The 12,922-nt window shown below is 75.1% G+C and carries 17 protein-coding genes; 4 read left to right on the top strand and 13 right to left on the bottom strand.

Annotation, left to right across the window (positions count from 1 at the left end):
• Positions 1-3: 3 nt before the first annotated feature.
• The 5 genes from EV189_RS13170 to EV189_RS13190 form a co-directional block, all read right to left on the bottom strand.
• A complete protein-coding gene (locus EV189_RS13170; RefSeq protein ID WP_231116368.1) occupies positions 4-1,596 on the bottom strand; it encodes a leucyl aminopeptidase family protein in 1,593 nt (530 codons plus the stop codon).
• 5 nt (positions 1,597-1,601) lie between these two features.
• Entirely contained in the window at positions 1,602-1,769 is a 168-nt protein-coding gene (locus EV189_RS13175; RefSeq protein ID WP_130493391.1) for a DUF3117 domain-containing protein, read from the bottom strand.
• 73 nt (positions 1,770-1,842) lie between these two features.
• Entirely contained in the window at positions 1,843-2,433 is a 591-nt protein-coding gene (locus EV189_RS13180) for a DNA-3-methyladenine glycosylase I (protein WP_130493392.1), read from the bottom strand.
• Positions 2,430-2,867, bottom strand: coding sequence for an SRPBCC family protein (locus EV189_RS13185; protein ID WP_130493393.1), 438 nt, complete (start codon positions 2,865-2,867; stop codon positions 2,430-2,432). The genes EV189_RS13180 and EV189_RS13185 overlap by 4 nt, the downstream gene beginning before the upstream one ends.
• The gene (locus tag EV189_RS13190; protein WP_231116369.1) at positions 2,867-3,226 is read right to left on the bottom strand and encodes a DivIVA domain-containing protein; all 360 of its coding nucleotides are present in this window, start codon (positions 3,224-3,226) and stop codon (positions 2,867-2,869) included. The genes EV189_RS13185 and EV189_RS13190 overlap by 1 nt, the downstream gene beginning before the upstream one ends.
• A gap of 43 nt (positions 3,227-3,269) precedes the next feature.
• Here EV189_RS13190 and folP point away from each other — a divergent pair, with 43 nt between their 5' ends.
• Complete coding sequence (folP, locus tag EV189_RS13195) at positions 3,270-4,142, top strand: dihydropteroate synthase (protein ID WP_130493395.1); 873 nt, start codon at positions 3,270-3,272, stop codon at positions 4,140-4,142.
• 227 nt (positions 4,143-4,369) lie between these two features.
• Here the strand turns inward: folP and EV189_RS13200 are convergent, their stop codons facing one another.
• The 3 genes from EV189_RS13200 to dapE all read right to left on the bottom strand — a co-directional run bounded on the left by EV189_RS13200 (position 4,370) and on the right by dapE (position 7,018).
• Positions 4,370-4,975 carry an LOG family protein gene (locus tag EV189_RS13200; protein WP_130493396.1) on the bottom strand — a complete coding sequence of 202 codons (606 nt, stop codon included), beginning with the start codon at positions 4,973-4,975 and terminating at the stop codon, positions 4,370-4,372.
• 1 nt (position 4,976) lies between these two features.
• On the bottom strand, positions 4,977-5,810 hold the full coding sequence (locus EV189_RS13205; RefSeq protein ID WP_130493397.1) for an LOG family protein: 834 nt from the start codon (positions 5,808-5,810) through the stop codon (positions 4,977-4,979).
• A 140-nt stretch (positions 5,811-5,950) separates the two neighbouring features.
• A complete protein-coding gene (gene dapE, locus EV189_RS13210; RefSeq protein ID WP_130493398.1) occupies positions 5,951-7,018 on the bottom strand; it encodes a succinyl-diaminopimelate desuccinylase in 1,068 nt (355 codons plus the stop codon).
• Positions 7,019-7,035: 17 nt separating this feature from the next.
• On the opposite strand from dapE, the gene dapD reads away from it, so the two are divergent.
• Both dapD and EV189_RS13220 read left to right on the top strand, forming a co-directional pair.
• Positions 7,036-8,019, top strand: coding sequence for a 2,3,4,5-tetrahydropyridine-2,6-dicarboxylate N-succinyltransferase (dapD, locus tag EV189_RS13215; protein WP_130493399.1), 984 nt, complete (start codon positions 7,036-7,038; stop codon positions 8,017-8,019).
• An 18-nt stretch (positions 8,020-8,037) separates the two neighbouring features.
• The gene (locus EV189_RS13220; RefSeq protein WP_231116370.1) at positions 8,038-9,135 is read left to right on the top strand and encodes a hypothetical protein; all 1,098 of its coding nucleotides are present in this window, start codon (positions 8,038-8,040) and stop codon (positions 9,133-9,135) included.
• Here EV189_RS13220 and EV189_RS13225 read toward each other — a convergent pair.
• Positions 9,132-9,554, bottom strand: coding sequence for a DUF1810 domain-containing protein (locus EV189_RS13225; RefSeq protein WP_130493400.1), 423 nt, complete (start codon positions 9,552-9,554; stop codon positions 9,132-9,134). The two genes, EV189_RS13220 and EV189_RS13225, sit on opposite strands and share 4 nt — an antisense overlap.
• 42 nt (positions 9,555-9,596) lie before the next feature.
• Between EV189_RS13225 and EV189_RS13230 the strand changes: the two genes are divergently transcribed.
• The gene (locus EV189_RS13230; protein ID WP_130493401.1) at positions 9,597-10,310 is read left to right on the top strand and encodes a DUF1345 domain-containing protein; all 714 of its coding nucleotides are present in this window, start codon (positions 9,597-9,599) and stop codon (positions 10,308-10,310) included.
• A gap of 21 nt (positions 10,311-10,331) precedes the next feature.
• Here the strand turns inward: EV189_RS13230 and EV189_RS13235 are convergent, their stop codons facing one another.
• Genes EV189_RS13235 through EV189_RS13250 form a run of 4 tightly spaced genes read right to left on the bottom strand, consistent with a single transcriptional unit; the run spans position 10,332 to position 12,780 of the window.
• A complete protein-coding gene (locus EV189_RS13235) occupies positions 10,332-10,934 on the bottom strand; it encodes a DedA family protein (RefSeq protein ID WP_130493402.1) in 603 nt (200 codons plus the stop codon).
• Positions 10,931-12,025, bottom strand: a complete 1,095-nt coding sequence (gene dapC, locus EV189_RS13240) for a succinyldiaminopimelate transaminase (protein WP_130493403.1) — start codon at positions 12,023-12,025, stop codon at positions 10,931-10,933. Before dapC ends, EV189_RS13235 begins: the two co-directional genes overlap by 4 nt.
• 17 nt (positions 12,026-12,042) lie before the next feature.
• Positions 12,043-12,366, bottom strand: a complete 324-nt coding sequence (gene fdxA / locus EV189_RS13245) for a ferredoxin (protein WP_130493404.1) — start codon at positions 12,364-12,366, stop codon at positions 12,043-12,045.
• A gap of 51 nt (positions 12,367-12,417) precedes the next feature.
• Positions 12,418-12,780: a DUF6113 family protein gene (locus EV189_RS13250; RefSeq protein WP_130493405.1), complete on the bottom strand. Its 363-nt coding sequence runs from the start codon at positions 12,778-12,780 to the stop codon at positions 12,418-12,420.
• Between the last annotated feature and the right edge of the window lie 142 nt (positions 12,781-12,922).

Consider the following 12,922-nt stretch of genomic DNA (forward strand, 5'->3'; position numbering starts at 1 on the left):
CGCTCAGCGGGCGGTCTCGAGCCAGCGCAGCAGCAGGCGGGCGCCGAAGCCCGTGCCGCCCTTCGTCACCTCGTGCTCGTCGCCGTCGGCGCGCGCCGGCCCGGCGATGTCGAGGTGCGCCCAGGGCCGCCCACCGGTGAAGGACCGCAGGAACAGCGCCGCCGTGATGGCGCCGCCCCCCACGCTGCTGTCGTGCGGCACGTGGGCCAGGTCGGCCACGGGCGAGCGCAGGGCCGGCAGGTAGTCCTCGACGAGGGGCATCCGCCACAGCCGCTCCCCGCTCGCGTCGGCCGCGGCGAGCAGCGAAGCGGCGAGCGCCTCGTCGGTCGCGAACAGCGCGCCGTGGCGCCGGCCGAGCCCGAGCGAGGCCGCGCCGGTCAGCGTCGCGAGGTCGACGACGAGGTCGGGGGCGAGCTCCGCATCGGCGTAGGCCAGCGCGTCGGCCAGCACCATGCGCCCCTCGGCGTCGGTGTTGAGCACCTCGGTCGTGCGCCCGCCGTAGTGGGTGACGACGTCGCCCGGGCGGTAGGCCGACCCGCTGGGGAGGTTCTCGGCGATCGCGAGCAGGGCGGTGACCCGGACGCGCACGCCGAGCTCCGGCAGGGCGGTCATCGCGGCGAGCACCGCGCCCGCGCCCGCCATGTCGGTCTTCATCGGGACCATGGCCTCGCGCGGCTTGAGCGAGAGGCCGCCGGAGTCGTACGCGATGCCCTTCCCGACGAGCACGACGTGCCGGGCGCGCGGGCCCGCGGCCTGCGGGGCGTAGGAGAGCTCGACGAGGCGCGGCGGCCGCGCGGAGCCGGAGCCGACGGCGAGCAGGCCGCCGAAGCCCCCGTCCCGCAGGTCGGTCTCGTCGCGGACGCGGACCTCGAGCCCGGCCGCTGCGCCGAGGCGCTCGGCCTCGCGGGCCAGCTCGACGGGGCCGGCGAGGTCGGCGGGGGTGTTGGCGAGGTCGCGGGCGACGGCCAGCGCACGGGCGGTGACGACGCCGCGCCGCACGGCCTCCTCGGCGGCGGCGCGGGCGCGACCGCGCGGGAGCACGACGCGCACGCTGCGCAGGCGCGACTCGTCGGTGCCGGTGAGCCCACGGCGGGGAGCGCGGTACGCCGCGGCGAGCACGCCCTCGACGCCCGCGCGGACGCCCGCGGGGTCGGCGCCGGCGACGAGGGTGGTGGCGAGGGTGGGGGCGGCGGCACGGCGGGCCAGGGCGGCCCCGGCGCGGCGCAGCTCGAGGGGCGTGGCCCCGCCGGTGCCGACGATCAGCAGGCGCTCCGGCCCGCCACCCGTCAACGGGAGGTCGACGACCTCGCCGGCGCTGCCGCGGGCCTGCGCCCGGGCGAGCGCCGCGTCGACGTCCGCTCCGCCGGCGGCGGCCACCGCGGACGCCTCCGGTCCGGCGACGGGAGACCCGTCCCCGGACCGGAGGGCGACCGCGACGACCTGGGCGCCGCTCTGCCCGAGCGGGCCGTCGTCCGCGACGGAGACGACCGGCAGGGCGTCAGCGCGCGCCAGCGGCGCGGCGGCTCGGCCGCGGGACGGCCGGGCCGACGGCGCGCCCTGCGGCGCCCGTCCCTGCGACCCCCTGCTCGGCGGCACCCGCGTCAGGCGACGACGGACGAGAGCGCGTCACGGAGCGCCGCGGCCTCCTCCGCGTTGAGCTCGACGACGAGCCGGCCACCCCCTTCGAGCGGGACGCGCATGACGATGCCGCGCCCCTCCTTGGTGACCTCGAGCGGGCCGTCGCCCGTCCGCGGCTTCATGGCCGCCATGCGTCTCCCCTTCCTGCTGGGCGGCGCCGCCGCACCCCCGCGGGGGCAGCGACGGCGTCGTCTGTCCCGTCCATTATCGCCGGATCGTGACGGTGCAGCGTGCAAGGTGGTCGTCGACCAGCCCGCACGCCTGCATCAGGGCGTACGCCGTGGTGGGCCCGACGAAGCGGAAACCCCTGCGCCGGAGGTCTTTCGCCAGGGCCGTCGACGCGGGCGTGACCGCCGGCACCTCGGCCGTGGTGGCGGGACGGGCGGCGGGCGGCGGGGCGTACGACCAGACGAGGGCGTCGAGGCTGGTGCCCTGCTCCTGCAGGTCGAGGACGGCGCGCGCGTTGCTGATGGCGGCCTCGACCTTGGCGCGGTTGCGCACGATGCCGGCGTCGGCGAGCAGCCGCGCGACGTCGTCGTCGCCGAAGCGGGCGACGAGCTCCGGGTCGAAGCCGGCGAACGCCGCGCGGAACGCCGGGCGCTTGCGCAGGATCGTGATCCAGGCGAGCCCGGACTGGAACGCCTCCAGGCACACCCGCTCGTAGAGCGCCGCGTCCCCGTGGACCGCTCGGCCCCACTCGTCGTCGTGGTAGCCGAGGTAGAGGGGGTCCCCCGACACCGCCCAGGGGCAGCGCGGGAGCCCGTCCGGACCCGGGACGGCGTCCGAGCCGCTCACCCCTGGACGCGCGCGACGAACCGGCGCAGCGACCAGCGCACGCCGAGGAGGAACACCGGGCGCGCGAGCACCCACCCGGCCCGGCCGAACGCCCCCAGGGGGAGGTCGAGCTCCTCGACCCAGGTGAAGCGCGAGCGCGCCGGCCCGAGCGGCTCGACCTCGAAGATGCCGGAGCCGCGCACGACCTTGCCGGTGTGGGCGACGACGCAGCGGCGGGGCGGCTCCCAGGTGCGGATGACCATCGTGTCGAGCACGCCGACGGGCCCGACGCCGGTCCAGCCCTCGATGCCGCCGCCGACGCCCTGGCCGTCCTGCGCCGTGGCGCGCACGCGGGTGAGCAGCATCCAGTCGCCCTGCCGCTCCCAGTCGGTGAGCACGGCCCACACGCGGTCCGCGGAGGCGGGGACCTCGACCGAGTCGCGAACCGTGGCCATCAGCCCTCGCCCTTCGTCAGGTCGGTCGTGGCGGTCGGAGTGGTGGACGACGTGGTCGGCACGTGCTCCTCGGGGCGGCGCGGCGGCACGGCCCCCTCGAGCTCGGCGATCCGCTCGTCGCGCCTGCCGAGCTCCTCAGCCAGGCGGTCGAGCACCTCGTCGACCTCGCGCATCCGGTAGCCGCGCAGCGCGGAGGGGAAGCGCACCTGGTGCAGGTCGTCCGGGGCGAGCGGGCCTTGAGGCAGCCCGACCGGCGGCGCGTCGGGCTCGACCTCCGACAGGGAGGTGCCACGACCCGCGGCCACGAGCGCGACGCCGGCGACGATGGCCAGCAGGAGCAGCAGGAACACGACCTTCACGAGAGGATCGTGCCACCACCCGCCGACAGGAGGCTGCACGAGCATGTCCGGAGCGCCGCTGCGCCTGGGGACGCGGACGTTCGGGCCCGACGAGCTCGTCGTCATGGCCGTCGTCAACCGCACGCCCGACTCGTTCTTCACCAGGGGCGCGACCTACGCGGAGGAGGCCGCGCTCGAGGCCGTCGACGCGGCGGTGGCCGGGGGCGCCGCGATCGTCGACATCGGCGGCGTGAAGGCCGGGTACGGCGACGTGGTCAGCGCCGAGGAGGAGTCCCGCCGGGTCGTCGGGTTCGTGGGGCGCGTGCGCGAGCGCCACCCCGACGTCGTCATCAGCGTCGACACCTGGCGGGCCGACGTGGGCGACGCGGTCGCGCGGGCCGGTGCCGACCTGCTCAACGACGCGTGGGGCGGCCACGAGCCCGGGCTGCTCGAGGTCGCCGCGCGCCACGGCGTGGGCTACGTGTGCACGCACACCGCGGGGCTGCCACCGCGTACGGACCCGCACCGGCCGGCCTTCGACGACGTCGTGGCCGACGTGCGCGACGCGCTCGTCGCGCTCGCGCAGCGGGCCGAGGCGGCCGGGGTGCGGAGCGACGGCATCGTCATCGACCCCGCGCACGACTTCGGCAAGGCGACGCGGCACTCGCTCGCGGTCACGCGGCGGCTCGACGAGCTCACGGGACTCGGCTGGCCGGTGCTGGTCGCCCTGTCGCGCAAGGACTTCGTCGGCGAGTCGCTGGACCTGCCGGCGGACGAGCGGCTCGAGGGCACCCTCGCCGCGACCGCGGTCTCGGCCTGGCTGGGAGCGCGGATCTTCCGGGCGCACGACGTGGTGGCCACGCGGCGGGTGCTCGACATGGTGGGCTGCATCCGGGGCACCCAGCAGCCGGCGGTGGTGCGGCGGGGCATGGCGTAGGGCCTGGCATGGCGTAGGGCGGGGCCTGCGCTGCGGACGCGCCGGTCCGTGCGCCCACGGACCCGCCCGTCAGCGGGGCAGTTGATCAGGCTGCCGCACGAACTGGTCGCCGTGCGGACGAGATTCCACCGGTACGGCGCTCATCTCGCGCGGTCGGGCCCGTACTCGATCGGGCAGCCTGATCAACTTCACGGCTGCGCCCGGCGGCGAGCGGCTGCCCGGACCAGCTAGAGGTCCGCTTCGAGCATCTCCTCGACCGCGCGCTCGCGGCTCGGGTCGTGTCCCTCCTCGGCCCAGACCCGCTCGACCGTGTCCAGCGCCTCCTCCGGCGTCGTCGCCCAGTGGCACGCGTGCAGCGCCTCGGGCCGCACGAAGCCCCGCTGCGCCAGGAGCTCCACCTGCTCGCGCAGCGGCGCGTACGTGCCGTCGGGGTCGAGCACGACCACGGGCTTGCTGTGCATGCCGAGGCTGCGCGCCACCCAGATCTCGAAGAGCTCCTCGAGCGTGCCGATCCCGCCGGGCAGCGCCAGGAAGGCGTCGGCGTGCTCGTCCATGAGCGCCTTGCGCTCGCGCATCGTGTCGGTGAGGACGAGCTCGTCGGAGTCGGTGTCCCCCACCTCGAGCTCGTGCAGGGCGCGCGGGATGACGCCGTACGTCCTGGCGCCGCCCGCCCGCGCCGCACGCGCGACGCGCCCCATCATCGAGACGCGCCCGCCGCCCGACACCAGCGAGTGGCCGCGCCGCGCGATCTGCGTGCCGACCTCTGCGGCGAGCTCCTTGTAGGACTCGTCGATCGCCTCGGCCGAGGCGCAGAACACGCAGATCGCCGCCATCTCACGCTCCGTCGTACTTGGTGCCGCGGACAGATGCCATCTGCTCCTCGTGGAGCTGCTCCCCCGCGTCGCGGTCGGCCTCGGCCTGCACGATGATCTGCACGGCCTCAGCGGGGTCGTCGACGAGGGTGATGAGCTTGAGGTCGGCCTCGCGCACCTTGGCGCCCTCGAGCACCGGACCGCGCAGCCAGTCGAGGAGTCCCTGCCAGTACGCCCTTCCGACGAGCACGACCGGGAACTGCGTGACCTTCTGCGTCTGCACCAGGGTCAACGCCTCGAACAGCTCGTCGAAGGTGCCGAAACCGCCTGGCAGCACGATGAAGCCGACGCTGTACTTCACGAACATCGTCTTGCGGGCGAAGAAGTAGCGGAAGTTCACGCCGAGGTCGACCCACTCGTTCATCGACTGCTCGAACGGCAGCTCGATGCCCAGCCCGACGCTCACGCCGCCGGACTCCGAGGCGCCGCGGTTCGCCGCCTCCATCGCGCCGGGACCACCCCCGGTGATGACCGCGTACCCCGCGTCGACGAGCAGCCGGCCGAGCTCCTCGCCCATCGCGTACTCCGGGGAGTCGGCCGGCGTGCGTGCGCTGCCGAAGACGCTGACGGCGCGGCCCAGCTCGGCCAGCGCCCCGAAGCCCTCGACGAACTCGCTCTGGATGCGCAGCACGCGCCAGGGGTCGGTGTGCACCCAGTCGGAGGGGCCGCGGCTGTCGAGCAGGCGCTGGTCCGTGGTGCTGAGCGGCACCTGGTCGCCCCGCAGCCGTACCGGCCCGCGCTGCCGCTCCAGGCGCGGGCGGTGCGAGCTCTCCGGGCGGCGTCCCTCATCAGCCATGCGGGTCAGCCTATTGACCGAAGGCCCCCTGAGGCGGGCGGGCGGCCGCGTTCACGGCGCGGTCGCCCGCCCGCCACCTGCGTGCAACCCGCGCTCGGGCCCCAGGACGTGCATGATCACGGGAGGAAGGGGGGCGAGCGTCAGGGCGTGGTGAGCCAGGCCCGGAGCCGCTCCGCGCAGTCGGTGATCTGCTGCACGGGGACCCGCTCGTCGTCCTTGTGCGCGAGCAGCGGGTCGCCCGGGCCGTAGTTCACCGCGGGCACCCCGAGGGCGCTGAACCGGGCGACGTCGGTCCAGCCGTACTTCGGCTTCGGCTCCCCCCCGACGGCCGCGACGAAGGCCGCAGCGGCAGGCGAGTCCAGCCCTGGCCGCGCGCCGGGCGCGGAATCGGTGACCTCGACGGCGAAGCCCGCGAACACCTCGCGCACGTGCGCCTCCGCCTCCTCGACCGACCAGGCGGGCGCGAAGCGGTAGTTGACGGTGACGACGCACGAGTCGGGGATGACGTTGCCGGCGATGCCGCCGGTGATGGCCACGGCGTTGAGCCCCTCGCGGTAGGCCAGCCCGTCGACCTCGATGGTCCGCGGCTCGTAGCGCTGCAGCCGGGCTAGCACCTCCGCGGCGTCGTGGATCGCGTTGCGGCCCATCCACGCGCGGGCCGAGTGCGCGGTGACCCCCGGGACCGAGATCGTCGCGCGCAGGGTGCCGTTGCAGCCGCCCTCGACCACGCCGTCGCTCGGCTCCATGAGGATCGCGAAGTCGCCCTCGAGCCACTCGGGGTGCGTGCGGGCGATCCGGCCGAGCCCGTTGCGCGCGGCCTCGACCTCCTCGTGGTCGTAGAACACCCAGGTGACGTCGCGGACGGGCTCGGCGACCGTGGCCGCGAGGTGCAGGGCGACCGCGACGCCGCCCTTCATGTCGACGGTGCCCCGGCCGTGCAGGACGCCGTCCTCCAACCGCGTCGGCAGCGAGCCCGCCGCCAACGGCACGGTGTCGAGGTGCCCCGCGACCACCACGCGAGTGCCCCGCCCCAGGGAGGTGCGCGCCACGACCGCGTCACCGTCGCGCTCGACGCGCAGGTGCGGGCAGCCGCGCAAGGCGGTCTCCACGGCGTCGGCGAGCGTGCGCTCGTCCCCGCTGACGGACGGGATGTCGCACACGGCGGCCGTCAGTGCCACCGCGTCGGAGGTCAGGTCCAGGAGGGCCACGCGGGTACCGTATCCGGGTGTCCGACACGACCTCCTCGACCGCTCCCAGCACCCCGACGCACGCGCACGGGACCGGCCTCGCGACCGTGACCTCCTCGGGCGCGGTGCTCGACACCCGGTTCCCCGCCCCGGCCCTCGGCCGCCGCGGGGAGGGCGCGGACGAGACCGAGGTGCGCCAGGCGCTGGAGGAGCTCGCGGGCGAGGACGAGGCCCGCGGCGTCCGGACCGAGGTCGTCGAGGTCGAGGCCGACCTGCATGCTCCGCTCGCGGCGGCGCCGGGCGGGACCAGCGACGCGTACCTCCGCCTGCACCTGCTCTCCCACCGGCTCGTGCAGCCCAACAGCATCAGCCTGGACGGCATCTTCGCCGCGCTGCCCAACGTGGTCTGGACCGACCAGGGGCCGTGCGCGGTGGAGGGCTTCGAGCTGACCCGGCTGCGCCTCGCGGCCGCGGGTCGCGCGCCGCAGGTGCTCGGGGTCGACAAGTTCCCGGCGATGACGGCGTACGTCGTCCCGACCGGGGTCCGCATCGCCGACGCGACCCGCGTGCGGCTGGGGGCCCACCTCGCCGAGGGCACGACCGTCATGCACGAGGGCTTCGTCAACTACAACGCCGGCACGCTCGGGCACTCCATGGTCGAGGGGCGCATCAGCCAGGGCGTCGTCGTCGGCGACGGCTCGGACATCGGCGGCGGCGCCTCGATCATGGGCACCCTGTCCGGCGGCGGCAAGGAGCGCGTGGTCATCGGGGCGGGCGCGCTGCTCGGCGCCAACTCCGGCACCGGCATCTCGCTGGGCGACGGCTCGGTCGTCGAGGCCGGGCTCTACGTCACCGCCGGCACGAAGGTCGGCGTCGGCGAGGGCCGGGTCGTCAAGGCCCGCGAGCTGTCCGGCGTCGCCGGGCTGCTGTTCCGCCGCAACTCGCTCACCGGCGGGGTCGAGGCGGTACCCCGCACCGGTGACTGGGGCGGCCTCAACGCCGTCCTCCACGCGAACGACTGACCGGGCGGCAGCCGTCGGGTGAGCCCTGCGCAGACGAAGCCGAAGCCCGGGTCCAGGCCGAAGCCCGGGTCCGCACCGAAGGCTGCCCCCGCGCGCCGTCGCCCCGCGCAGAAGCGTCGGCAGCGCAGCGGTTTCGACCAGCGGTGGCTCGGTGCGGCCCTGGTGCTGCTGCTCGGTCTCGGGGTCGTGTCCGCCACGCAGCACGCGCTCGACGCGCTGCTGCCGGACAGCCTGCCGCAGCTGCCGTTCGTGCCCACCGGCAGCAAGCCGTGCGTCGTCGAGGCAGGGAGCCGGCAGGTCCGGCTCGAGCGCGACCAGGCGGCCAACGCCGCGACCATCGCCGCGGTCGGGCTGCGCCGCGGCGTGCCCGTCCGGGGGGTGACCATCGCGATCGCGACCGCGATGCAGGAGTCCAAGCTGCACGACCTGTCCTCGGGTGACCGGGACAGCGTGGGGCTCTTCCAGCAGCGCCCCTCGCAGGGCTGGGGCACCCCCGTGCAGATCCGCGACCCCGTCTACGCGGCCGGGAAGTTCTACGCCGCGCTGGAGCGGGTCGACGGCTGGGAGCGGATGCCGCTGACCCGCGCGGCGCAGGCGGTCCAGCGCAGCGGACTGCCTGGCGCGTACGCGAAGCACGAGCGGGATGCCACGGTGCTCAGCGCCGCGCTCACTGGCTCGGCGCAGGCCGCGCTGAGCTGCCGGACGAAGGTCGCGAGCGGGAAGGTCGAGCCGGAGGGCGCGACGGGCCTCACGCCCCGCGCCGTACGCGTCCGCTCCGCCGTCGAGCGCGTGTGGGGCAGGCAGTCCCTCGGCGGGTTCGCTCCGGGCGGCGTCACGACCGGGCACATGGAGCGCTCCGCGCACTACGAGGGCCGCGCCATCGACATCTTCTTCCGGCCGGTGACGCCGGCGCAGCGGCGCGACGGGTGGGCGATGGCGCACTGGCTCGTCGCCAACTCCGGCTCGCTCCAGCTCGCGACGGTCATCTACGACGACCGCATCTGGACAGCGGCGCGCAGCAAGGAGGGCTGGCGGCCCTACGTCAGCGACGACCCGAGCAACGCCATCAAGCAGCACCGCGACCACGTCCACGTCGACGTGGTCCGCGGGGGCTAGCCGAGAAGCTCGAGCGTCCGCTCGTCGCGCTGGCCCCCGAAGAACCGCTGCAGCACCGCGTCCGGCTCCTCGAGCGCCGGGTCGGCGGCGGCGAACACCGTCATGGAGGAGCGCAGCTTCTGCGCGTCGATGCCCCCCAGCACTGCCACCGGGTCGGTCACGTCGAGGGCGAGGAGGGCCTGGCAGCACGCGAGCAGACGCGGCCCGAGCACGGGGTGCGCGAGGTACGCCCGGGCCTCCTCGAGTCCGGAGAGCGCGTAGCGCTGGGCCATGGCGCTCGACCCGAGCCCGGCGAGCTGCGGGAAGACGAACCACATCCAGTGGCTGGTCTTCCGCCCCCGCCGCAGTTCGGCCAACGCCTCCGAGTAGGTCCCGCCTGAGTCCTGGGCTGCCACGAAGCGCTGGAGGTCGTCGGTCACGGCGCAAGCCTGACCCGCGCGGGAGCGGGTAGGCAAGCCGTCGTGAGCGAGGAGCAGCAGGTGTCGCCCGGCGCGGAGGAGTACTCCCACCCGGGCGAGATCCGCCTTCCCGCGGCGCTCGCGGTGGTCGCCGCCATCGCGCTGTACGCCCTGCTGCCCGAGAAGCTCATCGTCGGCCCGCGCTTCGTCATCCCCGCGCTGGAGGCACTGCTGTTCGTGCCGGTGCTCGCGGTGAACCCGCGGCGCCTCACCCGCAAGGACAGGCGCTTCCGCACCATGTCCATCGTGGTGCTGCTGCTCATCGCCTGCACCAACGCCGTCGCGCTGGTGGAGCTCGTCCTCCAGCTGGTCGACGGCAGCAAGCAGCAGGGCAAGGCGCTGCTGACGAGCGCGGCGCAGGTGTGGCTGACCAACATCCTGGTCTTCGCGCTGGGGTTCTGGGAGCTGGACCGCGGTGGTCCGGTGACGCGGACGCAGGTGCCGCGCGACCAGCTCCCGACGGCGGACTTCCGCTTCCCGCAGGACGAGGACCACGACGCCGTGCGCGAGGTGGCGCGCCGCTCGTCCCGCGCGTCGGACTGGCGACCGGGCTTCGTCGACTACCTGTACGTCTCGGTCACCAACTCCTCGGCGTTCAGCCCGACGGACACGATGCCGCTGTCGTGGCGGGCGAAGCTGATGATGGCGGTGCAGTCCGTGTCGGCGATCCTGCTGTCGGTGCTGGTGATCGCGCGCGGGGTCAGCCTGCTGCAGTGAGCGGCGCTCGCTCCTGCGCGACTACTCGGAGCGGTGCCGCCGCCACGACCAGAAGCCGAGACCCGCGACGACGACGACCGCGAGGGCGACGGCGGTGCCGCGGCCGAGGTACTTCTCGACGCGGCTGTAGGAGTCGCCGGCGAGGTAGCCGAGCATGACGACGACCGAGCCCCAGAGGATCCCGCCGATGGCGTTGAAGGCGAGGAACGTGCGGTAGGGCATGTGGGAGCTGCCGGCCAGCGCGGGCATCACCGCACGGAAGAAGGCCGTCCAGCGCCCGAGCAGGACCGCGAGCCCACCCCGGCGCCCCAGGAACGCCTGAGCCCGCTCGATCCGCTCGCGGCGCCCGTCCAGCCGGTGCCAGCGCAGGAGGCGCCGGCCGAGCGTGCGCCCCACCTCGTACCCGACGGAGTCGCCGAGGACCGCCGCGCCGATGACGACGGCCAGCATGAGCGGCAGCGAGACCGTGCTGCGGGAGGCGGCGACCCCGCCGAGCACGGCGACGGTCTCGCCGGGCAGCACGAACCCGACGAAGAACGCGTCCTCGGCGAAGACGACGAGCCCGACGCAGAGGTAGACCCAGACCGAGCTGACGTGCAGCAGCCGCTCGGTGATGCCGCTCATGCCAGCGCGCGCAGCGCCTCGGCCGCGCGGGCCACGCGCTCGTCGGTCGCCGTCAGCGCGACGCGCACGTGCCGCTCCCCCGCCGGTCCGTAGAACTCGCCGGGAGCGACGAGGACGCCGACGGCGGAGAGGGCGTCGACGGTCTGCCAGCACGGCTCGTCGCGGGTGGCCCAGAGGTAGAGCCCGGCCTCGGAGTGCTCGATGCGGAAGCCGGCGGCGACCAGCGCGGTGCGGAGCAGCTCGCGGCGGGCGGCGTACCTCGCGTGCTGCTCGTCGACGTGCGCGTCGTCGTCGAGCGCGGCCACCATCGCGGCCTGCACCGGCGCCGGGACGATCATGCCGGCGTGCTTGCGGACCTCGAGCAGCGAGGCGACGATCCCGGGGTCGCCCGCGAGGAAGGCGGCGCGGTAGCCGGCGAGGTTGCTGCGCTTCGACAGCGAGTGCACGGCGAGCAGGCCCTGGTGCGAGCCGCCGCAGACGTCCGGGTGCAGGATCGAGACCGGCCGGGCGTCGGGAGACCAGGACAGCTCGGCGTAGCACTCGTCGGAGGCGACGACGACCCCGCGCTCGCGGGCCCAGGCGACGACCTTGCGCAGGTGCTCCACGGGCAGCACGCGCCCGGTGGGGTTGGCCGGCGAGTTGACCCAGAGCAGGCGCACGGGCGCTGGGCCCAGCGCCGTCAGGGAGTCCGTGGCCACCGGCTCGGCGCCCGCGAGCAGCGCGCCGACGGCGTAGGTCGGGTACGCGACGGCGGGCAGCCCGACGACGTCGCCCGCGCCCAGCCCGAGCAGGGTGGGCAGCCACGCGACGAGCTCCTTGGAGCCCACCGTCGGCAGCACCGCGGCGGGGTCCAGCCCGGGGACGCCGAGCCGGCGCTCGAACCAGCGGGCCACGGCCGTGCGCAGCTCGAGCGTCCCGTGGGTCGTCGGGTAGCCGGGGGCGTCAGCGGCGGCGGCCAGCGCCGCCTGCACCAGCGCGGGCACGGGGTCCACGGGGGTGCCGACCGAGAGGTCGACGAGCCCGCCGGGCGCGGCCGCCGCCCGCTGCTTGGCGGGGACGAGCCGGTCCCAGGGGAAGTCCGGCAGGAGCACCCCTCGAGCGGGCGAGCTCACCCCTCGGTCTGCGGGGGCAGCGCGGCCACGAGCGGGTGGTCCTTCTCGATGAGGCCGAGCTTGCTCGCGCCGCCGGGCGAGCCCAGGTCGCCGAAGAACTCGACGTTGGCCGCGTGGAAGGGCTTCCACTGCTCCGGGACGTCGTCCTCGTAGAAGATCGCCTCGACGGGGCAGACCGGCTCGCAGGCACCGCAGTCGACGCACTCGTCGGGGTGGATGTAGAGCATCCGCTCGCCCTCGTAGATGCAGTCGACAGGGCACTCCTCGATGCAGGCCTTGTCCTTGACGTCCACACAGGGCTGGGCGATGACGTAGGTCACGGGTCGCTCTCCTCCACGGCGTGCTGGGCAGCCTCGGGCTGCGGCAGGAGACTACCGCGCCGCCCTCCGCAAGGTGGTCACCAGGCAGGTCGCCGTGACGAGGAGCATGCCGGCGTAGGCCCAGGTCGACCCCGGCCCGTCCCCCGCGACGACGAGGTCGCCCTCCCCGCGGCGGCTGCAGAGCGGCACGACGACGGCGATCCAGGCGATGGCGGTGACGACCCCGGGTACCCGCGAGCCGGGCCAGCGCGACCAGGCAAGCACCGCCCCGACCGACCACAGCAGCGCCAGCACGACGCCCACCGTCACGCCCTGCACGCGCCAGGCCTGGACGAAGGAGCCGACGGTGCCCGCGAGCGCGCCGGTCGCGGCCGCGAGCACGACCGCGGCGGTGGTGCGCAGGGACTCGGCCACCCGCCCGATGCTAGGTCCCGCCGCGGCGGGCGCTCGCTCGGTGGCGGCCGCGAAATTGATCAGGCTGCCCGATCGAGTTGGAGGTCGAGCGGTACGGAGTGGTGTGCGACCGCACCAGGTGGTGGCCGAGGGGGTGGAATCC

Source organism: Motilibacter rhizosphaerae (genome assembly GCF_004216915.1).
GTDB classification, from domain to species: domain Bacteria; phylum Actinomycetota; class Actinomycetes; order Motilibacterales; family Motilibacteraceae; genus Motilibacter; species Motilibacter rhizosphaerae.

Coding starts and splice junctions, on each gene's coding strand:
- EV189_RS13235 (WP_130493402.1), bottom strand. CDS start 10,934: ATGAGCGGCATCACCGAGCGGCTGCTGCACGTCAGCTCGGTCTGGGTC.
- EV189_RS13205 (WP_130493397.1), bottom strand. CDS start 5,810: ATGGCTGATGAGGGACGCCGCCCGGAGAGCTCGCACCGCCCGCGCCTG.
- EV189_RS13185 (WP_130493393.1), bottom strand. CDS start 2,867: ATGGCCACGGTTCGCGACTCGGTCGAGGTCCCCGCCTCCGCGGACCGC.
- EV189_RS13175 (WP_130493391.1), bottom strand. CDS start 1,769: ATGGCGGCCATGAAGCCGCGGACGGGCGACGGCCCGCTCGAGGTCACC.
- EV189_RS13200 (WP_130493396.1), bottom strand. CDS start 4,975: ATGGCGGCGATCTGCGTGTTCTGCGCCTCGGCCGAGGCGATCGACGAG.
- folP (WP_130493395.1), top strand. CDS start 3,270: ATGTCCGGAGCGCCGCTGCGCCTGGGGACGCGGACGTTCGGGCCCGAC.